This is a genomic window from Corynebacterium sp. 239_CJEI (assembly GCF_001055995.1).
In the GTDB taxonomy this organism is placed as follows: domain Bacteria; phylum Actinomycetota; class Actinomycetes; order Mycobacteriales; family Mycobacteriaceae; genus Corynebacterium; species Corynebacterium jeikeium_D.
The window spans coordinates 14,734-36,272 of sequence record NZ_JVOW01000035.1 but is presented as its reverse complement, the minus strand read 5'-3'; the positions used below and the strand labels follow the sequence as shown (position 1 = coordinate 36,272).

The 21,539-nt window shown below is 59.4% G+C and carries 19 protein-coding genes; all 19 read left to right on the top strand.

What is annotated here, in order from left to right:
- Window positions 1-18: 18 nt before the first annotated feature.
- The 19 genes from carB to rapZ all read left to right on the top strand — a co-directional run bounded on the left by carB (window position 19) and on the right by rapZ (window position 21,533).
- Window positions 19-3,378, top strand: a complete 3,360-nt coding sequence (carB, locus tag ADB08_RS10475; RefSeq protein ID WP_048731855.1) for a carbamoyl-phosphate synthase large subunit — start codon at window positions 19-21, stop codon at window positions 3,376-3,378.
- A gap of 1 nt (window position 3,379) precedes the next feature.
- Window positions 3,380-4,249, top strand: a complete 870-nt coding sequence (gene pyrF / locus ADB08_RS10470; RefSeq protein ID WP_049172959.1) for an orotidine-5'-phosphate decarboxylase — start codon at window positions 3,380-3,382, stop codon at window positions 4,247-4,249.
- A 421-nt stretch (window positions 4,250-4,670) separates the two neighbouring features.
- The gene (gene mihF, locus ADB08_RS10465; RefSeq protein WP_016422714.1) at window positions 4,671-4,997 is read left to right on the top strand and encodes an integration host factor, actinobacterial type; all 327 of its coding nucleotides are present in this window, start codon (window positions 4,671-4,673) and stop codon (window positions 4,995-4,997) included.
- 5 nt (window positions 4,998-5,002) lie between these two features.
- Entirely contained in the window at window positions 5,003-5,575 is a 573-nt protein-coding gene (gmk, locus tag ADB08_RS10460) for a guanylate kinase (protein ID WP_049172956.1), read from the top strand.
- A 117-nt stretch (window positions 5,576-5,692) separates the two neighbouring features.
- Window positions 5,693-5,971 carry a DNA-directed RNA polymerase subunit omega gene (gene rpoZ, locus ADB08_RS10455; RefSeq protein ID WP_005510796.1) on the top strand — a complete coding sequence of 93 codons (279 nt, stop codon included), beginning with the start codon at window positions 5,693-5,695 and terminating at the stop codon, window positions 5,969-5,971.
- A 27-nt stretch (window positions 5,972-5,998) separates the two neighbouring features.
- Window positions 5,999-7,279 carry a bifunctional phosphopantothenoylcysteine decarboxylase/phosphopantothenate--cysteine ligase CoaBC gene (gene coaBC, locus ADB08_RS10450; protein WP_016422716.1) on the top strand — a complete coding sequence of 427 codons (1,281 nt, stop codon included), beginning with the start codon at window positions 5,999-6,001 and terminating at the stop codon, window positions 7,277-7,279.
- 118 nt (window positions 7,280-7,397) lie between these two features.
- Complete coding sequence (metK, locus tag ADB08_RS10445; RefSeq protein ID WP_048731861.1) at window positions 7,398-8,615, top strand: methionine adenosyltransferase; 1,218 nt, start codon at window positions 7,398-7,400, stop codon at window positions 8,613-8,615.
- Between the two features lie 49 nt (window positions 8,616-8,664).
- Complete coding sequence (locus ADB08_RS10440; protein WP_016422718.1) at window positions 8,665-10,701, top strand: primosomal protein N'; 2,037 nt, start codon at window positions 8,665-8,667, stop codon at window positions 10,699-10,701.
- A gap of 60 nt (window positions 10,702-10,761) precedes the next feature.
- Window positions 10,762-11,265 (top strand): peptide deformylase, encoded by a 504-nt coding sequence (gene def, locus ADB08_RS10435; protein WP_016422719.1) that lies wholly within the window; start codon window positions 10,762-10,764, stop codon window positions 11,263-11,265.
- Window positions 11,266-11,359: 94 nt separating this feature from the next.
- Window positions 11,360-12,334 (top strand): methionyl-tRNA formyltransferase, encoded by a 975-nt coding sequence (gene fmt / locus ADB08_RS10430; protein WP_016422720.1) that lies wholly within the window; start codon window positions 11,360-11,362, stop codon window positions 12,332-12,334.
- On the top strand, window positions 12,335-13,792 hold the full coding sequence (locus ADB08_RS10425; RefSeq protein WP_016422721.1) for an RsmB/NOP family class I SAM-dependent RNA methyltransferase: 1,458 nt from the start codon (window positions 12,335-12,337) through the stop codon (window positions 13,790-13,792). It begins immediately after the preceding gene.
- 11 nt (window positions 13,793-13,803) lie between these two features.
- Window positions 13,804-14,472, top strand: coding sequence for a ribulose-phosphate 3-epimerase (gene rpe, locus ADB08_RS10420; protein ID WP_016422722.1), 669 nt, complete (start codon window positions 13,804-13,806; stop codon window positions 14,470-14,472).
- 16 nt (window positions 14,473-14,488) lie between these two features.
- The gene (ribD, locus tag ADB08_RS10415; RefSeq protein ID WP_016422723.1) at window positions 14,489-15,541 is read left to right on the top strand and encodes a bifunctional diaminohydroxyphosphoribosylaminopyrimidine deaminase/5-amino-6-(5-phosphoribosylamino)uracil reductase RibD; all 1,053 of its coding nucleotides are present in this window, start codon (window positions 14,489-14,491) and stop codon (window positions 15,539-15,541) included.
- Between the two features lie 69 nt (window positions 15,542-15,610).
- Window positions 15,611-16,198 carry a riboflavin synthase gene (locus ADB08_RS10410; protein ID WP_048731872.1) on the top strand — a complete coding sequence of 196 codons (588 nt, stop codon included), beginning with the start codon at window positions 15,611-15,613 and terminating at the stop codon, window positions 16,196-16,198.
- Between the two features lie 11 nt (window positions 16,199-16,209).
- Window positions 16,210-17,472 carry a bifunctional 3,4-dihydroxy-2-butanone-4-phosphate synthase/GTP cyclohydrolase II gene (locus ADB08_RS10405; protein ID WP_016422725.1) on the top strand — a complete coding sequence of 421 codons (1,263 nt, stop codon included), beginning with the start codon at window positions 16,210-16,212 and terminating at the stop codon, window positions 17,470-17,472.
- Entirely contained in the window at window positions 17,473-17,955 is a 483-nt protein-coding gene (ribH, locus tag ADB08_RS10400) for a 6,7-dimethyl-8-ribityllumazine synthase (RefSeq protein WP_016422726.1), read from the top strand.
- Window positions 17,956-17,957: 2 nt separating this feature from the next.
- Window positions 17,958-18,452 (top strand): PH domain-containing protein, encoded by a 495-nt coding sequence (locus tag ADB08_RS10395; RefSeq protein ID WP_016422727.1) that lies wholly within the window; start codon window positions 17,958-17,960, stop codon window positions 18,450-18,452.
- 29 nt (window positions 18,453-18,481) lie between these two features.
- Window positions 18,482-20,530 carry an excinuclease ABC subunit UvrC gene (gene uvrC / locus ADB08_RS10390; RefSeq protein ID WP_049172952.1) on the top strand — a complete coding sequence of 683 codons (2,049 nt, stop codon included), beginning with the start codon at window positions 18,482-18,484 and terminating at the stop codon, window positions 20,528-20,530.
- A 112-nt stretch (window positions 20,531-20,642) separates the two neighbouring features.
- Complete coding sequence (gene rapZ, locus ADB08_RS10385) at window positions 20,643-21,533, top strand: RNase adapter RapZ (RefSeq protein ID WP_005510809.1); 891 nt, start codon at window positions 20,643-20,645, stop codon at window positions 21,531-21,533.
- Window positions 21,534-21,539 lie beyond the last annotated feature (6 nt).

Here is a 21,539-nt window from a genome sequence, read left to right as displayed (position 1 = left end):
GCTAAGGGACCTAACACCATGCCACGTCGTACAGACATCAACCACGTACTGGTTATCGGCTCCGGCCCGATTGTTATCGGTCAGGCCTGCGAGTTCGACTACTCCGGCACCCAGGCTTGCCGCGTGCTGCGCGAAGAGGGCCTGAGAGTCACGCTGGTCAACTCCAACCCGGCAACGATTATGACTGACCCGGAGTTCGCAGACTCCACCTATATCGAGCCGATTGAAACCAAGTACATCGAAAAGATCCTGGCCAAGGAAGCTGCAGAGGGCAACCCGATTGACGCTGTCCTGGCAACTCTCGGTGGCCAGACTGCACTGAACGCAGCTATTCAGCTGGACCGCGAGGGCATTCTGGAGAAGTACAATGTCGAGCTGATTGGTGCTGATATTCCGGCCATTCAGCGCGGTGAGGATCGCCAGATGTTCAAGGACATCGTCGCCAAGATTGGTGGCGAATCCGCTCGTTCCCGCGTCTGCCACAACATGGAAGAAGTCCATGAGACTGTTGCAGAGCTCGGTCTTCCGGTCGTTGTTCGCCCGTCGTTCACCATGGGCGGTCTGGGTTCCGGTCTGGCCTTCAACCAGGAAGACCTCGACCGTATTGCAGGTGGCGGCCTGGCCGCATCGCCCGAGGCCAATGTTCTGATCGAGGAGTCCATCCTCGGCTGGAAGGAATTTGAGCTCGAGCTCATGCGTGATGGCGACGACAACGTTGTCGTGGTCTGCTCCATTGAAAACGTTGATGCCCTCGGTGTCCACACTGGTGACTCGGTGACTGTCGCTCCGTCGATGACTCTGACCGACCGCGAGTTCCAGACCATGCGTGACCAGGGCATCGCAATTCTGCGTGAGGTCGGCGTTGACACCGGTGGCTGTAACATCCAGTTCGCCATCAACCCGAATGACGGCCGCATCATCACCATTGAGATGAACCCGCGCGTCTCCCGCTCGTCGGCGCTTGCTTCCAAGGCAACTGGTTTCCCGATTGCAAAGATTGCTGCCAAGCTGGCTATCGGCTACACCCTTGATGAGATCACCAACGACATCACCGGTGAAACCCCGGCAGCGTTTGAGCCGGTGCAGGATTACGTGATTGTCAAGGCTCCACGCTTTGCTTTCGAGAAGTTCCCAGGTGCTGACGATACGCTGACCACCACCATGAAGTCCGTCGGTGAGGCCATGGCTATCGGCCGTAACTACATCGGCGCGCTCGGTAAGGTCATGCGTTCGCTGGAGAACAAGCCAGCTGGTTTCTGGACTGTTCCGGATGAGGACTTTGCAGGTGAGCGCGCAAACGATGTCAACGCTGTCCTTGAGGACCTGAAGCGTCCGACTGAAGGTCGCATCTACGACGTTGAGCTGGCTCAGCGTCTGGGTGCTTCCATCGAGCAGATCCACGAAGCTTCCGGCCTGGATCCGTGGTTTATCGCCGAGATGGAAAACCTGCAGGATATCCGCAAGGAGCTTATCGACGCTCCGGTGCTGACCTCCGACCTGCTGCGTGAGGCTAAGTACTGGGGCCTGTCCGACGCTCAGATTGCTGCGCTGCGTCCGGAGTTGGCCGGGGAAGACGGCGTGCGCGAGCTGCGCTGGCGCCTGAACATCCACCCGGTATTCAAGACTGTCGATACCTGCTCCGCCGAGTTCGAAGCACAGACTCCGTACCACTATTCGGCATACGAGCTGGACCCGGCTGCTGAGTCCGAGGTCGCCCCGCAGACCGAGAAGGAAAAGGTCATCATCCTCGGTTCCGGTCCTAACCGCATCGGCCAGGGTATTGAGTTCGACTACTCCTGTGTCCACGCGGCGCTCGAGCTCTCCCGGGTTGGGTACGAGACCGTCATGGTCAACTGCAACCCGGAAACGGTTTCCACCGACTACGACACCGCAGATCGCCTCTACTTCGAGCCGTTGACTTTCGAGGATGTCCTCGAGGTCTACCACGCTGAGAGCCAGTCCGGAAAGGTCGCAGGCGTCATTGTTCAGCTCGGTGGCCAGACTCCGCTGGGCCTGGCGGAGCGTCTGCAGGCCGCAGGTGTTCCGATTGTCGGCACTAGCCCAGAGGCAATCGACCTGGCTGAGGACCGCGGTGAGTTCGGCAAGGTGCTGGCTGAGGCCAAGCTGCCGGCGCCGGAGTTCGGTACCGCCACCTCCTTCGCAGAAGCTCGCCAGGTTGCCGCTGGTATCGGTTACCCGGTGCTGGTCCGTCCGTCCTACGTCCTCGGCGGCCGTGGCATGGAAATCGTCTACGATGAGGCCACTCTGGAGGACTACATCAACCGCGCTACCGAGCTGTCCAATGAGCACCCGGTACTGGTTGACCGCTTCCTGGACAGCGCCATCGAGATTGATGTTGATGCACTGTGTGATGGGGAAGAGGTCTACCTCGGAGGCGTTATGGAGCACATCGAGGAAGCCGGTATTCACTCCGGCGACTCCGCGTGTGCGCTGCCTCCGATGACTCTGTCTGCAGGCATCATCGACAAGGTGCGTGAATCCACCAAGGCACTGGCACACGGCATCGGTGTCAAGGGCCTGATGAACGTTCAGTACGCACTCAAGGACGAGACCCTCTACGTCATCGAGGCCAACCCGCGTGCATCTCGCACCGTACCGTTTGTCTCCAAGGCAACCTCGGTTCCGCTGGCTAAGGCCGCGTCCCGCGTCATGATGGGCGCTACTATCGCGGAACTGCGCGAAGAGGGCATGATTCCGTCCAACTTCGACGGCGGCTCTCTGCCTGCTGACGCTCCTATCGCGGTTAAGGAAGCGGTCCTGCCGTTCAACCGCTTCCGCGACTTCGAGGGCCGCGCTCTCGACAGTCTGCTGAGCCCGGAGATGAAGTCCACCGGTGAAGTCATGGGCCTGGCCGACAACTTTGGTGCCGCTTTCGCCAAGGGCGAGCTGGCCGGTTTCGGTGAGCTGCCGACCGAGGGCACGATCTTCGTTTCGCTGGCCAACCGCGATAAGCGCACTCTGGTCTTCCCGATCCTCACGCTGGCGGATATGGGCTTCCGCATCCTGGCAACGGAGGGTACGGCCGGTATGCTGCGCCGCAACGGTGTTGAGTGTGAGGTCGTCGCAAAGCGTACGACTGATTCCGAAGCACCGACGGACGAGCGCGACATCGTCGACATGATTCGCGACGGTGAGGTTGACATCATTATCAACACCCCGTCCGGTTCTGCTGGCGCACGCTCTGACGGATATGAGATTCGCGCTGCTGCTGTGAGCCAGGGCGTAACTTGTGTGACCACCGCTCAGGGGGCCGTCGCCGCACTGCAGGGCATTCTGGCACTGCGCAACGGTGAGATGAGCGTTAAGGCTCTGCAGGAACTCCACCCGGCAGAGTTGGCTGCTCAGGAGCAGGCCTAACATGACCGCGAAGGCTGAAGGTTCCGCAGTGCGGACAGTCAAAGGTTTCGGCGATCGCCTCAGCGAGGTTGTCGCCGAGCGCGGTCGGCTCTGCGTGGGCATCGACCCGCACCCGGGGCTGCTGGATGCCTGGCAGTTGCCGCATTCGGCTGACGGTCTAGAGCGTTTTGCCGCCACATGCGTCGAGGCGTTCGGTGACATCGTTGCCGTCGTCAAGCCCCAGGTGGCGTTCTTTGAAGCCTACGGTTCCAAGGGCTTTGCCGTCCTGGAGCGGACGTTGGCAGATCTGAAGGACGCCGGTGCGCTGTCGATTGCAGATGCCAAGCGGGGCGATATCGGTTCGACGATGGCTGCATACGCTGATGCCTGGCTGTCGGATAGCTCGCCGCTAGCCGCCGACGCACTGACGGTATCTCCGTACCTCGGGTTCGGTGCTCTTGATCCGGCGGTTTCGTTGGCGTTGGAGAACGGACGCGGCCTGTTCGTGTTGGCCGCAACGTCCAATCCGGAAGGTGCGTCCGTACAAAAGGCGACCGTTTCGGGTGAGAGTCTGGCTCAGACCATGGTCAACCAGGCAGCCGCTATTAATGCCCGCCAGATTGACGCTGGTGCAAAGGCGGGCAGCATCGGCGTTGTTGTTGGCGCAACGCTTGACGACGCCCCGGTGCTCAGTGACCTGCGTGGTCCCATTCTCATGCCCGGTGTGGGAGCTCAGGGTGGAACCCCGGCCGATGTAGATCGTCTGGCAGGGGAATCCAAGGGGCTTGCACTGCCAAATATTTCGCGTGCAATTCTCTCCGCTGGGCCTGATCCTGCTGCGCTGCGGCGCGCAACTATTGAAGCTGCGGCTCCGTTCCTATCCGAGAGTTAGCAGCGAATCGACGATTTGGCAGAGGCCCGCAGGGCGCACCTCATAGAACAGGTGCCCCTGCGGGCTTCTTCCGTACCTAGCTGACGAGATTTTCCTAATGAGCCTCAGGTGGCGGCGGAGTAGGTATGGGCAAGTTACTGTGACGATTCCTGGGAGATTTCGTACAAAAACCGTGGTCAATTTCCATTCTCCTGGGCAAACGGTGCTACAATCGCCGGAGTTGGTTGACCACGACCGAAAGGTGGGGCGGATAAAGCCCTGGTGTCATTTTTATCGACACCCCGTCAGCATTTGCCTCAACAACCGGTAAGTGCGGTACGGTCTCCAATCGTTAAGCACGGTGTCGTTGCCTGCCCTTGGTGGACGCGAGGCTCGTGCAAGTAAATAAGAAGCTAACCAATCTATTTTTACGGAGGAACACGTGGCCCTTCCGCAGTTGACCCCGGAGCAGCGTGCAGCAGCACTCGAGAAGGCAGCTCAGGCCCGCAAGGTACGCGCAGAGCTCAAGGACAAGCTGAAGCGTGGCGCTATCGACCTGCCAGAGGTTCTCAAGCAGGCTGACGAGAACGAGATCATCGGCAAGATGAAGGTCTCCGCTCTGCTCGAGGCTCTGCCGAAGGTCGGCAAGGTCAAGGCACAGGACATCATGAATGACCTGGAGATTGCTCAGACCCGCCGCCTGCGTGGCCTGGGTGACCGTCAGCGTCGCGCTCTGCTGGAGCGCTTCGGCTACGCAGTGGAGGACTAGTCGCAGTGGCCGGGAATGAAAACGGTCAGCTGGTAGTCCTTGCCGGCCCTGCCGGTGTGGGAAAATCCACTGTTGTCAGTCGGCTCCGTGCCGAGGTTCCCGGACTGTACTTCAGCGTTTCCATGACCACCCGCGCCGCACGGCCGGGTGAGATCGATGGCCGCGACTATTTCTTCGTGACCCCGGAGAAGTTCCAACAGCATATTGATGCAGGAGAGATGCTCGAGTGGGCTGAAATCCACGGTGGTCTGCAGCGTTCTGGTACGCCGCGTGGCCCGGTGGATAAAGCTCTCGCCGAGGGACGTCCGGTACTCGTTGAGGTGGATCTGGCGGGAGCCCGCTCCATCCGTAAGGTAGCGCCGAATGCTCACCTGCTGTTCTTGGCTCCGCCAAGCTGGGAGATTCTCGTCAGCAGGCTCACTGGTCGTGGCACGGAAACCGAGGCGCAAGTCAAGCGTCGCCTGGAAACCGCGCGAGTGGAAATGGATGCTCAGCACGAATTCGATGAGGTTGTTGTCAACGACAATGTCGATGATGCTGTGGCGGCCATCGCTCGGGCGCTGACTACTGGCAAGTAACAGGGCGACTCCACATCATCGATAGTAGAAATCGTTTCCAAGCAATGGTGTTTCTATTGCTCCGACGGTTTCTATTGTCACCCCAGTAACTCACGTTCTATTGAGGAAAGATTTCTCGTGACCCAGGAAAATACCGCCACCGAGGCAGTGTTCGACCCGCCAATTGGTATTACCAATCCGCCGATCGATGAGCTGCTTGGTAAGGCTTCTTCGAAGTACGCTCTGGCTATCTTCGCTGCCAAGCGTGCACGCCAGATTAATGACTACTACCAGCAGATTGACGAAGGCATGCTGGAGTACGTTGGCCCGCTGGTTACTCCGGGGGTCGCTGAGAAGCCTCTGTCCATCGCTCTTCGTGAAATTAACGCTGGTCTGCTGGACCACACTGAGGGCTAGAGCATTTCCTTAAGGGGAGATATCTGTATGCATGCCGCCGGTAATGCTGACGTATCCGAATGTTTAAAGGTTGTCGTCGGGGTTGCCGGCGGCATCGCTGCATATAAGGCCGCACACGTTGTTCGTGGCTTCAAGGAACTCGGTCACGATGTTCGCGTCGTTCCCACCGAGTCCGCATTGAATTTTGTAGGTGCGGCTACTTTCGAGGCGCTGTCGGGGAACCCGGTGTCGACTACGGTTTTTGACGCAGTCGATGAAGTTCAGCATGTCCGCGTGGGGCAGGAGGCCGACCTCGTCGTCGTGGTTCCCGCGACTGCCGACTTTATGGCGCGTGCCGCACACGGGCGTGCCGACGACCTTCTCACCGCAACTTTGCTTGTGGCGACCTGCCCGGTGGTTCTGGCCCCTGCCATGCACACCGAGATGTGGAACCATCCAGCTACGCGGGATAATGTCGCGATTCTTCGTCGCCATGGCACTATTGTCCTCGATCCGGCCCATGGCCGTTTGACTGGTAAGGACACTGGTCCAGGTCGTCTGCCGGAGCCAGAGCAGATAGTTTCGCTGGCATTAGCGGCAGTCGAGAATCCGCGCCACTTCCGCCGCGACTTCGAGGGCGTGCGCTTTATGATTACTGCCGGTGGCACCCGTGAGGCTATCGACCCGGTACGTTTTATCGGCAACCACTCCTCAGGGCGTCAGGGCTTCGCGCTAGCTGAGATGGCAGCACAGCGTGGCGCTCAGGTCACTGTGGTGGCAGGACATACAGATCAGTTGCCGATACCGCTGGGCGCGAATGTTGTAAAGGTTGATTCCACTTTGGAGATGGCCAAGGCCGCCCACGAACACTCCAAGTTGGCCGATGTCTGCATTTTTGCCGCTGCCGTCGCCGACTTCCGTCCGGCATCGACCGCTGGGGCCAAGATGAAGAAGGGCGTCGCAGACGACGCTTTGAGCAACATCCAGCTTGTAGAAAACCCTGACATTCTGGCTACCACTGTGGAGCGTCGTAAAGCGGGCGAGATTCCGGCAACCACGACGATGGTGGGCTTTGCGGCTGAGACCGGCGACGAGACGACGACGCCACTCGAGCTTGCGAAGCAGAAAATTGTGCGCAAGGGCTGCGATTTGCTCATGTGTAACGACGTCTCAGGTGGGCAAACTTTCGGTGCGACGGACAATGTCGGATGGTTGCTGTCTCTCGATGGCGAGCAGTGGGACGTGCCGCGAGGCTCAAAGTTCTCGGTAGCCGGTTCGATTTTGGATGCAGTCTCCGAGCTGCGACAGGAACCTCAGCCAGCGGAGTAGCCGGTGCCTACTACGGCGACTGAACCGCTTGGTCTATAATTATCGAATCAAACGAAAACCCACGCCGCAGCGACATCGCAGGGCTGGGGAAATGATCTAGAAGAAAGTTGTACTGCTCGTGGCCTCTAATCTTCGGCTGTTTTCCAGTGAATCTGTTACCGAGGGGCACCCAGATAAGATTTGCGACTCGATTTCGGACTCCATCCTTGACGCTATGCTCGCGCAGGATTCTGCATCGATGGTCGCCGTTGAGACTGTGGTGACTACCGGTTTAGTCCATGTTGTTGGCGAGGTTCGCACGAAGAGCTACGTTGACATCCCTGGAATTGTCCGGAGTCGACTGAAGGAGATCGGTTTCGATTCTTCTGAAAAGGGCTTTGACGGCAAGACCTGTGGCGTCTCCATTTCGATCGGTGAGCAATCTTCAGACATCCACGACGGTGTGCACACTTCTCTGGAAGCACGCAGCTCTGGTGGCGAAGTCGAAGCAGAAGATCTCAAGGGCGCTGGCGACCAGGGGCTGATGTTCGGCTACGCTACCAACGAAACTCCGGAGTACATGCCGCTACCGATTGCACTGGCGCACCGTCTGGCTCGCCGCTTGACGCAGGTACGCAAGGAAGGCATCGTCCCATCGCTTCGACCGGATGGTAAGACTCAGGTCACCTTCGCTTACGACGAAGACAATAACCCGGTGTACTTGGACACCGTAGTGGTGTCCACGCAGCACGACCCGGATGTGACCCAGGAGTGGATTACCGAGCAGATTAAGACTCACGTAGTCGATTGGGTGCTCGACGACGCTAACTTGCGCGAGCGCTTTGTTACCGAGGAATTGAATCTGCTGGTCAACCCGTCTGGCCAGTTTATTATCGGTGGCCCGATGGGCGATGCCGGCCTGACCGGCCGCAAGATTATCGTCGACACTTATGGCGGTATGGCTCGTCACGGTGGCGGCGCATTCTCGGGTAAGGACCCGTCAAAGGTGGACCGCTCCGGCGCCTATGCCACCCGTTGGGTTGCGAAGAATGCCGTGGCTGCGGGTCTGGCTGACCGCCTGGAGATTCAGGTCGCCTACGCTATCGGCCGCGCTCGCCCGGTAGGCCTTTACGTCGACTCTTTCGGCACCGGTCACGTTTCAGACGACGCCATCCGCGAGGCTATCAACAAGGTCTTCGACCTTCGTCCGGCCGCTATTATTCGTGACCTGGACTTGCTGCGCCCGATTTATGCGCAGACCTCCACCTACGGTCACTTCGGCCGAACTGACTTGGACCTGCCGTGGGAGCAACTCAACCGTGTTGAAGAGCTCCGCGCAGCCGCTGGCCTGGGATAAACACCACCCGCCAGCATGACCCTGGGGTGGGGAAGTAGAGTAAGACTCTATGACCGACGCCCCCTTCGCACCCGCCGCCGCAGCTGAGAAGCTGCCAGTCGCGCGGGTGCTTCCACTTTTGGGGCTGCCGCAGTTGGATCGCCCCTTCGATTACCTGGTTCCGCGCGCGCTAGCGGAGGAAGCGGTTGTCGGTTGCCGGGTGCGGATTCGATTCCACGGCCAATTGGTCAATGCGCTGGTGCTGGAGCGCTGTGCCACGCCCACTCACGACGGCAAACTGTCCTATCTCAAGGATGTCATCAGCACTGAGGTTGTCTATCCGCCACAGCTTCGACGGTTGGTGGATTCTCTGGCGGAGTATTACGGCGCAACACGCTCAAACATCATTCGCTCCGCCATCCCAACCCGCCATGCACGGGCCGAACGTGCCCGCAAGGAGAACATGCCCCCGACGTGGGAGGAATTGGGAAAGCTTGCCACCGAGGATCCGGATCTTTCCGCTTGGGGCAACTATGTCTTCGGCGAATCCTTTGTCGATTCCGTCCGCAAGGGCGCCCCGGCACGCGCAGCGTGGCAGCCAGTTCCAGGGGAACAGGTGGCAGCCATGCTCGCCGCGCTCAGCGTTTCGGTCGCCCGCGATGGTGGCGGTGTTCTCATCATTGTGCCGGACGCACGCATGCAGGCGCGCTTCGAGAGCGCTTTTCGCGAGCTCATTTCTGCCCGTCAGCTCACTCTTCTCGGGGCTGGTCTCGGGCCCGAGTCCCGCTATCGCCGGTACCTGGATATCCTGCACGGCCAGGGGCGCATAGTCGTCGGCACGCGTTCGGCAGCGTACGCCCCAGTGCAGAATCTGCGTTTAGCAGTGATTGTCGATGATGGCGATGACAACCTCGTAGACCCCCGCGCACCCTACGTCCACTCTCGCGAGGTGCTGGTCACGCGAAGTGCGCAGGAGGGATGCGCTCTTATTTTTGCATCGTATAGCCGTACAGCAGAGGTGCAGCTGCTGGTCTCCTCAGGTTGGGCGCACAATCTGGTTGCAGGCGCCGACGCCCTAGCTGAATCCATGCCGGAGATGATTGCCTCCACGGACACTTCCGAAGACCCGGATGACGTCAGTAGGGGACGCCTTCCTGCCATCGCTTTTCGACGGGCAAAAGCCGCGCTGCGCGAAGAGCTTCCGATTCTGGTCCAGGTACCCCGCAAGGGATATGTACCGACATTGTCGTGTCGTTCCTGTGGTGCTCCTGCGCGCTGTCGCTGGTGTAACGGTCCACTGGGAATTCCACCGTCCGATAACCCGGACGATCCGGCGCCGCCGACCTGTCGGTGGTGTGGCCGCATCGACATCCACCACCGTTGCCATAGCTGCGGTTCCACCAAGATTCGGCCAGTCGTGGTCGGCAGTGAACGTACGGCGGAAGAGTTTGGTCGTATTTTCAGTCCATTCCCAGTCGTCGCTTCCTCTGGCGAACGGATTGTTGACGACATTCCCGAAGGCCCGAGGGTCGTGGTGGCCACGCCGGGAGCCGAGCCTTATGCGCCGGAGGGCTACGGTGCAGTGATGCTGCTGGACACTTGGGCGATGCTCGGCCGGCAGGACTTGCGCGCTCATGAAGAGGCCTATGCGCATTGGTCTCGAGCTGTCACGCTTGCGCGACCGCGGGAGCGAGGAGGGGCAGTGGTTATCGATGCGGATGCTGCAGTCCCGACTGTGGCCGATCTTCTGGCATGGGACGCGGTAGGCGCTGCGAACAGGGAATTGGCCGACCGTACAGCCGCCACTCTGCCTCCGGCCTTTCACGTGGCAGCGGTGGACGGGACTGAAGAGGGCCTGCGTAACTTCATGGAGTCCCTGGAGGTTCCATCGGGCGCGGAAATCCTGGGGCCGGTAGACCTTCCCCGCAACGCCAGACCACCAGCAGGCGTGGAACCGGGTACACCTATTCAGCGGATGTTGGTGCGCTGTGACCGTCGGCAAGCACGGGCGGTGGGAGCGGCGTTGAAGGCAGCACAGGTCGTTCGAGCGACCAGGAAGGACCCGACGCCGGTGCGCGTTGTCGTCGATCCGATTAATTTCGGCTAGCTGCTAAAATGAGCGCGTTATCGCTTGATTCACACCAGTTTTCTTGGAGGCTCTAAGTTCATGGCAGTTCGTGAGGTACGTCTTTTCGGCGATCCGGTGTTGCTGTCCAAGGCGGATACCGTCACTGATTTCGACGCGACGCTGTCGCACCTGATTGATGACATGTTCGACACGATGGACGAGCAACAGGGCGTCGGGCTCGCGGCAAACCAGGTCGGCGTGCTGCAGCGCGTTTTCGTCTACGACTGCAACGGCACCCGCGGGCACATCGTCAATCCGGAATGGGAAGCCATCGGCGACGAGACTGTCCACGAAATCGAAGGATGCCTATCTATCCCGGGTATTAATGGACCCGTGACTCGACACGCACGTGTGCGCGTTACTGGCCAGGATCGCCACGGCACACCGGTGAGCTTCGAAGCTGATGATTTGCTGGCTCGCTGTGTGCAGCATGAAAGCGACCACCTGGATGGTGTGCTGTTTTTGAAGCGTCTCGAGGGCGACGAGCGCAAGACCGCGATGCGTTCTCTGCGTGAGCAGGACTGGTTCCTCAACCGCGGTTAACTCACCTGCGCCTAGACCCCTGGGTGTGGCGCCCCGAGTTTCATCACTAGATTAACTAGAACAACTAGGTCCACCAGGAAGGAATCCACTTACTGTGCGCCTGATTTTTGCCGGAACCCCGGAACCTGCTGTCGTTGCACTGAAGAAGTTGCTCGAAGACTCCCGTCATGAAATCGTCGCTGTTCTCACTCGCCCCGATGCCCGCCGTGGCCGCGGTAAGTCGCTTTCGCCCTCGCCGGTGAAGGCTCTGGCCTTGGAACACGACATTCCCGTGCTCACCCCGACGACCCTGCGCGATGAAGAGATCCAGCAGCAGATCCGCGAGTTAAACGCCGACTGCATCCCGGTGGTCGCCTACGGCAATCTCGTGCCGGAGGAATTGCTCGATGTACCGACGCACGGCTGGGTCAATCTGCATTTCTCACTGCTTCCTGCTTGGCGAGGTGCCGCGCCGGTGCAGGCAGCTATCGCTGCCGGCGATGAAGTCACGGGTGCCAGTACTTTCCGGATTGAAAAGGGTCTGGATACCGGACCAGTTTTCGGTACCGTCACCGAAGCGATTCGCCCGACCGATAATGCCGACGACCTTTTGACCCGCCTGGCATACTCCGGCGCGGATCTTCTAGCCGCCACCATGGACGGCATCGAAGCCGGTGCGTTGCGTCCGACCGCTCAGCCAGAACAGGATGTCAGTTACGCCGCTAAGTTCGGGCCGGAGGATGCCCGAATCGTTTGGACTCAGCCGCGACATCTTCTTGACCGCCGCGCTCGTGCATTCACGCCTGCCCCAGGTGCGTGGACAACTCTCGACGGCGCACGTTTGAAGGTCGGAGAGCTCACCCCGCTTTCCGACGAGGACAGCGCCGCGGTCGACGAGGTGCGAAAGGCAGCTGCTCCGGAGGCGGCAGCCGCCACACCGGGTGAGTTGGTAGTGGAGAAGCACCGAGTATCTGTGCGTTGTGCCGATGGCTATGTGCAGCTGGTGAAGGTGCAGCCACAGGGTAAGAAGATGATGGATGCGTCCGACTGGGCGCGAGGTAGCCAACCCGGCGGAAAGGTCTGCGAGTAAATGGGCAACGACAAACCCCGCCACACCGGTGGCGGACGGCAGCGCGGCAACCGCAGCGGACAGAACCGCAATGACCGCAACCGTAACCGTGACAACAGAGGTGGGGACAATCGCGGTGGCATTGACCAACCGCGCAAGGTCGCACTGAAGGTACTAGCCGACGTTCGCGAGAATGATGCTTACGCGAACCTGCTGCTGCCCAGGTTGCTGAAGGCACACAAGCTCAAGGGTCGGGATGCTGCTTTTGCAACTGAGCTGACGTACGGCACACTGCGGGCGGAAGGCCTGTTGGATGCCGTGATTGAGGCATCGTCGTCACGCCCGTTAAACGATATTGCTGGACCGGTGATGGATGTGTTGCGCCTGGGCACGTACCAGCTGCTGCGTACGCGCGTCGATGCCTACGCGGCGGTCGATACCTCGGTGCGGGCGGTGGCGAAGGTAGCGGGACCTGGTGCGCGCGGCTTTGTCAATGCCATTTTGAGGAAAGTTTCCTCGAAGACCGAAGGCGAATGGGTGGCTGAGGTCGCGCCGGATCCTGCGACCGATCCGATTAGCTACGTAGCGATGAAGCATGCCCACCCGCGCTGGATTGCGATGGAGTTTGCCCGCGCACTCGGTGCACAAGCCGGTGAGCTGCAGCAGGCACTCGCTGCCGACGATGCGCGCCCGTTGGTGCACTTGGTCGCTCGTCCGGGCGAGATTACTGCTGAGGAATTGGCACTGATCACCGGCGGTGAAGAGGGACCGTGGTCGCCGTACTGCGTGCGCTTGGATTCCGGTGCCCCAGGAGAATTGGAGCCGGTCCGACAGGGCTTGGCTGCGGTGCAGGACGAGGGTTCTCAGCTCATTGCGCGTGCCGTCACCATGGCACCCGTTGCCGGTGAAGACAGCGGCCGCTGGTTAGATTTGTGTTCCGGCCCCGGTGGTAAGTCAGCTTTCATCGGCGGCATCGCAGCTATTGAGGGCGCGAAGCTCGACGCTGTTGAGGTATCTGCGACTCGCGCAGAACTGGTGAAGAAGGCCACGGCCGGGCTGCCAGTGACTGTAACCGTTGCGGATGGTCGCGATACCGGGCTGGAGGCAGGCTTTGACCGCATTTTGGTAGACGCGCCGTGCTCTGGTTTGGGCTCGCTTCGCCGTCGCCCGGAAGCGCGCTGGCGGAAGTCGCCGTCCGATCTGAACTCCTTGACTGCGCTGCAGTTTGAACTGCTCAGTGAAGCTGTGCGTCTGGCACGGCCGGGTGGCATCATCGTCTATTCCACGTGTTCTCCGCATCTGCGGGAAACCAGGGGCATTGTCGATAGGGCAGTGACGGAATTGCCGGTGACGGAGCTGAATGCACACGAGTTGGTAGCGCCGATGACTGATGTCGGACCGTATCCATCTGTGCAGATGTGGCCACACCGCCACGGTACCGATGCGATGTTCTTCTCAGTTTTGCGCAAGAACGACTAGGCTCAGAGGTTATGAGCGCACCAATTATTGCCCCGTCCATTCTCGCTGCTGACTTCGCTCGCCTCGACCGCGAGGTTGAGGCTGTAGCCAATGCAGATTGGCTGCATATCGACGTCATGGATGGCCACTTCGTTCCCAACCTGTCCTTCGGCGCTCCGGTGCTGGAGGCCGTAGCTGCGGTGACGGACAAGTACTTGGATGTCCATCTCATGATTGAGAACCCGGAGAAGTGGGTCGACACCTACATTAAGGCGGGGGCGAGCTCCGTTATTTTCCATGTGGAAGCCGTCGACGATGCCATCGCACTGGCACGCCACATTCGTTCCCAGGGCGTGAAGGCCGGGTTCTCGCTGCGCCCGGGTACCCCAATTGAGCCGTGGCTGGATCACCTCGCCGAATTCGACGAGGTGCTGGTCATGAGTGTCGAACCCGGTTTCGGGGGCCAGTCCTTTATGCCGGATCAGCTAACCAAGGTCGAGAAGCTGCGTCAGCGCATTGATGCCGAAGGTCTGGATACTCTGATCGAGATTGACGGTGGTATCTCCGCCAAGACCATCGAATCCGCTGCCGCCGCCGGTTGCGACGCCTTCGTTGCAGGGTCGGCCGTTTTCGGCGCTGATGATCGTGCGGCGGCTGTCGATGAGCTGCGCGCATTGGCCACTACTGCTGCAACTAAGTAGACGGCGGTGAAGCACGGTGGCACAGTTTCCGGATCTCGTCTCCGCACAGCCGCTGACTGACGCTCAAGCTATGGCATTGGCCATAGAAGCCGGCCAGCGAGTTCGGGGCACCACCTATCCCAATCCACCGATTGGTTGCGTCATCCTCGATACCGCAGGGATTGCGGTAGGAGTGGCCGGAACTGAGCCGGTAGGTGGCCGACACGCAGAGCCACAAGCATTAGAAATGGCGGGGGCACGAGCTCAGGGCGGTACTGCAGTGGTCACACTAGAGCCGTGCAATCATATCGGCCGTACACCACCGTGCACCGAGGCACTTGCGGCAGCCGGAGTTTCCCGCGTCATATTTGCGGTCGCCGATCCTAATCCCGTGGCCGCTGGCGGCAGCGAGTGGTTGCGATACAAGGGAATCGACGTGGTCGAGGAGTTCCAACGCAATCGTGTGGCGGATGGCTATCTGCGTCCATGGTTACACTGGCAGCGCACTCGGCGCCCACACATCACGCTGAAGACGGCGGGCACGCTGGATGGTTTCGCCGCCGCTACCGACCGCACCTCGCAGTGGATTACGGGGGAGCAGGCGCGGGCACGGGTACATATCGATCGTGCACGTCGGCAAGCGATTGTCGTCGGAACGGGAACAGTGCTCGCTGACAATCCGCGATTGACCGCGCGCACACCAGACGGCGAGGAGCTGTCAACGCAACCCCTGCGCATCGCGATCGGCACCTCGGAGGTCGCCGCCGATGCGAATATCCGCGGCGATAACTTCCGCCACATTCGCACTCACGATGTGGAAGTGGCGCTGGAGACAATGGCGGATATGGGACTTATTGACGTGCTGGTAGAAGGCGGCCCACGGCTCGCCAGCGCTTTCTTAGAAGCCGATGCTGTCGACGCGATTGAGTCTTACATTGCCCCGGCGTTTCTCGGAGCTGGTCTGCCGGTGACATCGGCCAACCATGAGACCACCATCACTGACATCTCGCGCTTTCGTACCGTCGCGGTCGAGACTCTGGGAGATGACATTTTGATTACGGCTCTCCGCAGTGGCAAAGATCGCGGGTAGACCGGCTAGAGTTAATTTTGTAAAAATCTTTCAATTTATAACAAACGGTAAAGGATTTTCCTGACCACTATGTTTACGGGAATTGTTGAGGAACTCGGCGAAATTCGCGAAATCCACCGCGAAGCCGATTCCATTACTCTGACCATTCGCGCGACCACCGTGCTTGACGACGTGCACCACGGTGATTCCATTGCTGTCAATGGCGTTTGTTTGACCGTCGTGGAGTTTGGCGATGATTTCTTTACCGCTGATCTCATGCAAGAGACTCTGGTTAGGTCGAGCCTCGGCCAAGTTGAGGTCGGCTCCAAGGTCAACCTCGAACGTGCAACCGCAGTCGGTCAACGCCTTGGCGGCCATATCGTGCAGGGACATGTCGATGGCACCGGCGAGGTTATTTCGCGCACGCCAGGGGAGCGCTGGGAAGTAGTGCGGATTTCGCTGCCGGAGCATCTCTCCAAGTATGTCGTGGAAAAGGGCTCAATTGCCGTGGATGGTACTTCGTTGACCGTCTCTGCAGTAGGCGAGGGGTTCTTTGAAGTCAGCCTGATACCGACGACGCTGACGGACTCCGTTATTGGTTCGACCGCGGTAGGCACCAAGGTCAATTTGGAAGTCGATGTGCTAGCCAAGTACGTCGAGAAAATGTTGGAAAGATAAGCTACAAGACTGTGATTAAGTTCGATTCTGTAGAGCGGGCCATTGCGGACATCGCAGCCGGTAAGGCCGTGGTCGTCGTCGACGATGAAGATCGTGAGAACGAGGGCGACATCATCTTCGCCGCCGAGAAGGCAACGCCTGAACTTGTTGCCTTTATGGTTCGCTATTCCTCTGGTTACATCTGCGCGCCGCTGACCGCCGAGGACTGCGAGCGTCTGAATCTGCCACCGATGGTGTCAGAGAATGAGGATGCCCGCGGTACCGCATACACAGTGACCGTGGATGCCAACACCGGTACGACCGGTATTTCCGCCACAGATCGTGCGAACACCATTCGTACTCTCGCTGACCCCACGTCGAGCCCGCACGATTTCACCCGGCCAGGACACGTGGTCCCGTTGCGAGCTCGCGATGGTGGCGTCCTCGTCCGTGCCGGCCACACCGAGGCTGCGGTCGATCTCGCCCGCCTGGCAGGGCTCCGTCCTGCCGGCGTGCTGTGTGAGGTTGTCTCCGAGGAAGACCCGACCGGTATGGCGCGCGCGGAGGAACTGCGTCGCTTCTGCGACAAGCACGATTTAGCGCTGATCTCCATTGAGCAGCTGATCGAATACCGTCGCCACAACGAGCACTTGATTGAACGCGTTGTCGAAACCAAGCTGCCGACCGACTACGGCGAGTTCCGTGCCATTGGGTACCGGAGCCTTATCGACGGTGTTGAGCATGTCGCTCTCGTTGTGGGGGATGTGTCTTCCAACGATGGTCAGGACGTCCTCGTGCGTGTGCACTCCGAATGCCTCACTGGCGACGCACTGGGATCTCGCCGCTGCGACTGCGGTCAGCAGCTGCACAACTCCATGCGCATGGTTCACGAAGCGGGGCGTGGCGTCATCCTCTACATGCGCGGTCACGAAGGCCGAGGCATTGGTCTGATGCCGAAGCTGCAGGCCTACCATCTGCAAGATGAAGGCGCTGACACCGTTGATGCCAATCTTGCGCTCGGTTTGCCGTCGGATGCCCGTGAGTACGGCACTGGTGCACAGATTCTGCAGGATCTTGGAGTCACCACTATGGCGCTGCTGACGAACAATCCGACCAAGCGTGCCGGCCTAGGTGGTTATGGACTGGAGATGAGCCGCCGGGTACCGGTGCCAGTTGAGGTCAACGAGGATAACTTGAAATACTTGTTGACAAAGCGCGAACGCATGGGCCATGAGCTCCCTTGGTTGGATGAGTACATGGAGACCCACGGCATTTCGACAGAAGGAGCACAGTAGATGAGTGGCGCAGGTCTTCCTGAAATTTCCGTTCCCGATTCCACTGGTGTGACCGTCGGTCTGGTCACCTCTCACTGGAACGAGGAGATTACTGGGCAGCTTCGTCGTGAAGCGCTGTCCCAGGCCGAGGAGGTCGGCGCTGTAGTCACGGATGTGACTGTCGTCGGTGCTCTGGAGATTCCGGTTGTGGTGCAACAGCTCGCGCGAACTCACGACGCCGTGGTGGCGCTGGGGTGCGTTATCCGCGGTGGTACGCCGCACTTCGACTATGTCTGCGACTCGGTGACTGAGGGCCTGACGCGGATCGCACTGGACTGTGAAACGCCAGTTGGCAATGGTGTGTTGACCTGCAACACTGAACAGCAAGCAATTGATCGTGCCGGCGGTGAGGGCGCCGCGGAGAATAAAGGTCGCGAGGCCATGGCCGCAGCGCTGCACACCGTCGCAGTGTTGAAGTCCCTTCGTGAAGGTGGAGCTGAGTAAGAATGGGTAACTCCGAACGCCACAGCAATTCGACTGCCGTCGACACCGGTAGCGAAGACAAATGGCTGTTGGAAATCACCTCGCAAAAGCTGCGTCTGTGGGCGATTATCGCTGCAGTTGTGGTTTTCGCTATCCATATCTTCATGGGTATCGTGGTGGACTTTGGTAACACCGGAGCTTCGGTGACCGCTATCGACCAGCTGGCTTTCCCAATGATTGGTTTGATCATCGCCGGGGTAATCCTGCTGCTGACTCGGGCGCGCGTTCGCGTAAATGCCAGGGGTGTGGAAGTCCGCAATCTACTCAATGCGAAGTTTTACCCGTGGGTCGATATCTACGGCCTGAGTTTTCCAAAGAAGTCCCGCTGGGCTCGCTTGGAGCTGCCTGACTTTGAGTTTGTGCCGATGCTCGCGATCCAGTCGGCCGACGGCAGCCGCGTCGTGGAAGACATCCGCCGGTTCCGTGAACTTGAAGACGAGTTCATGCCGGAGGACTAACCCAAGGACACGTTTTAAGGACACCGTAAGTGACTGACCCTTCTCAGTACCGTCCCGCCCCCGGCACCATTCCCACGGAGCCGGGGGTGTACCGTTTTCTCGATTCAACCGGGCGCGTTCTCTACGTCGGCAAGGCGAAGAATCTCCGTGCGCGTTTGTCTAACTATTTCCAGGACTTAACTCGGCTTCATCCCCGCACCCGCCAGATGGTGCAGTCCGCTTCGAAGGTGACGTGGACTGTCGTCCACAATGAAGTCGAAGCGCTGCAGTTGGAGTACACCTGGATCAAGCGCTTTAATCCGCGGTTCAACGTGATGTACCGCGACGACAAGTCGTATCCGATGTTGGCCGTCAGCGTTGGAGAGCTGTACCCGCGGCTCTTTCTCTACCGAGGACCGCGCCGGAAGGGCGTGCGTTATTTCGGGCCTTATTCACACGCGTGGGCTATCCGAGAAACGCTCGACTTGCTTACACGAGTTTTCCCAGCCCGCACCTGTTCAAAGGGAGTCTTCAACCGGCAGCAAGCCCTGGGGCGGCCCTGTTTGCTCGGCTATATCGACAAATGCTCGGCGCCTTGTGTCGGCCGTGTCAGTGCCGAGGAACACCGCGAAATTGTCCGTGGTTTTACCAGCTTCATGTCGGGAAATACGGGCCCGGTCACGAGGCGCTTAAAAAAGGAAATGGAGGAAGCTGCCGGCGAGTTAGACTTCGAGCGCGCCGCTAGTCTGCGCGACAACCTCGCTGCCATCGACAAGGTCATGGAGCGGCAGTCAGTCGTGCTTTCCGACGCCGCCGATGCCGACTTTATTGCGCTAGCAACCGACGAACTGGAAGCGGCCGTGCAGATTTTCCATGTTCGGGCGGGACGTATTTACGGTCAGCGCGGCTGGGTAGTGGAGAAGTCCGGCGAGTACGCGACTACGGAGTTTCGAGAGGGAGAAACTGACCCCAGCTTGGGTGGGCTGCTAACGCAGTTCCTGACACAGTTCTATGGCGACGCCGCCAAGCACGCGGATGTCGACGGCGATGAATCAACCACTGCCGCCCAGGTTGTGCCACGCGAAATTCTCGTTCAGGCCACGCCCGACGATCTTGACGAGGTTACTGCATTTTTGGCCGATATTCGTGGCACCAATGTAGATATTCGCGTCCCACAACGCGGTGACAAGCGGACGCTCATGGAGACCGTGCAGAAAAATGCAGCTGAAGCGCTACGCCAGCACAAGCTAAAGCGAAGTGGAGATCTAACTACTCGATCGCAGGCTCTCTCCGAACTCCAGGACGCGCTATTTATGGATGAAGCGCCGCTGCGCATCGAGTGCACTGACATCTCGCATATTCAGGGCACCGATGTGGTGGCCTCGTTGGTGGTCTTCGAGGATGGATTGCCCAAGAAGTCCGACTACCGCCGCTACCGAATCAAAGATGCAGCGGGTGACGGTCGCTCGGACGACGTCGGTTCTATCGCTGAGGTGGTGCGCCGTCGTTTTCTGCGCCATAACGAGGACAAGCTCGCCATGCCCGATGATGCAAGCGAGATGTTCGTCGAAGAGACGACTGATGCCGTCGATGAGCAGTCGCGGAGTAACCGCAAGTTTGCCTACCCGCCACAGTTGTTCATCGTCGACGGTGGTGCACCGCAGGTCGCAGCCGCACAGGCGGTCCTCGATGAACTCGAGGTCACCGATGTGACGTTGGTGGGGATTGCCAAGCGCTTAGAAGAGCTGTGGATTCCCGACGATGATGAGCCGCTCATTCTGCCGCGCAATTCGGAGGCGATGTACCTTATTCAGCGAATTCGTGATGAGGCGCACCGCTTTGCCATTAATTATCATCGCCAGCAGCGCTCTAAACGCATGCGTTCTTCGGTGCTTGATGGCATTAAGGGGCTGGGGCCAGCACGCCGCAGTGAGTTGGTCAAGCACTTTGGTTCCGTTGCGGCGCTGAAGAAGGCCAGCGTCGAGCAGATCGAAGAAGTGGCTGGTTTCGGGCCGATGCTCGCGAAAACTGTTTACGATTACCTCCATCCAGACGAGAAGCCGTCAGAGCCAAACTCGGATGTCGGTCCGGGAGAGTAGGCGTAGAAGTAGGTAAACAAGTGGCTAAAACCGCACTTGAAACAGTGCTAGGGGGTTTACTTCCGCTAGTAAAACCGAGAGCGGTTGGGCGGAATTGTATTAGAGTGATGGCATGATTACTTCGGGTTATTCCCCTCAGGCTGAAAAGTCACTTGTGTTGATTACCGGCATGTCCGGTTCCGGACGCAATACGGCCGCCAGCGTCTTGGAGGAGATGGGCTGGTATGTCGCAGACAACCTGCCACCGGAGTTAATTATGCGCATGGTCGAGTTGTCGTTTGAGGCGGACTCTCCAGTAGAGCGCCTCGCTATCGTCACCGACGTGCGCTCGCGCGCGTTCGCCGGCAGTTTGGGGGAGGTGCTCGACGGACTCCGCAATGAGGGGCGCCAGCCCTATGTCATCTTCTTTGATGCCAACGACGACACCCTCATCGCCCGCTACGACTCTGTCCGCCGCACCCATCCGCTGCAGGAAAATGGCACGCTTTCACAGGGTATTGCCGCTGAACGTCAGATGTTGCTGCCAATAAAGGGCATGTCGGATTTAGTAGTGGATACTTCTGACATGAGCGTGCACGATTTGCGCCGTGAGTTAGAGCATCAGTTGTCGGATACCGCTAGTAAGATTCAGCAGATCACCATCGAATCTTTTGGGTTTAAGCACGGTGCACCGCGCGATGCCGACATGCTTTTCGACGTCCGTTTTCTCCCCAATCCCTATTGGGTACCTGAGCTGCGTGCGGGCCGCGGTACCAACAAAGCCGTGGCCGACTACGTGCTGTCCCAACCTGAGTCTCAGGGGTTTTTGGACAACGTCACAAACTTGATTGAATTGGTTTTGCCCGGGTACCGCCGTGAGGGCAAGGGTTTTATGACTATCGCTGTGGGATGCACCGGAGGCCATCACCGAAGTGTGGCCATGTCGGAGGCGCTGGCTAAGAAGCTCGAGGGAGTTTCCGGGATCAACGTCAACGTCGTCCACCGCGATATTGACCGCAACTAGCGGTTT

Coding starts and splice junctions, on each gene's coding strand:
- ribH (WP_016422726.1), top strand. CDS start 17,473: ATGAGTGGCGCAGGTCTTCCTGAAATTTCCGTTCCCGATTCCACTGGT.
- pyrF (WP_049172959.1), top strand. CDS start 3,380: ATGACCGCGAAGGCTGAAGGTTCCGCAGTGCGGACAGTCAAAGGTTTC.
- ADB08_RS10425 (WP_016422721.1), top strand. CDS start 12,335: ATGGGCAACGACAAACCCCGCCACACCGGTGGCGGACGGCAGCGCGGC.
- ADB08_RS10395 (WP_016422727.1), top strand. CDS start 17,958: ATGGGTAACTCCGAACGCCACAGCAATTCGACTGCCGTCGACACCGGT.
- rpe (WP_016422722.1), top strand. CDS start 13,804: ATGAGCGCACCAATTATTGCCCCGTCCATTCTCGCTGCTGACTTCGCT.
- coaBC (WP_016422716.1), top strand. CDS start 5,999: ATGCATGCCGCCGGTAATGCTGACGTATCCGAATGTTTAAAGGTTGTC.
- rapZ (WP_005510809.1), top strand. CDS start 20,643: ATGATTACTTCGGGTTATTCCCCTCAGGCTGAAAAGTCACTTGTGTTG.
- ADB08_RS10410 (WP_048731872.1), top strand. CDS start 15,611: ATGTTTACGGGAATTGTTGAGGAACTCGGCGAAATTCGCGAAATCCAC.
- carB (WP_048731855.1), top strand. CDS start 19: ATGCCACGTCGTACAGACATCAACCACGTACTGGTTATCGGCTCCGGC.
- ADB08_RS10440 (WP_016422718.1), top strand. CDS start 8,665: ATGACCGACGCCCCCTTCGCACCCGCCGCCGCAGCTGAGAAGCTGCCA.
- def (WP_016422719.1), top strand. CDS start 10,762: ATGGCAGTTCGTGAGGTACGTCTTTTCGGCGATCCGGTGTTGCTGTCC.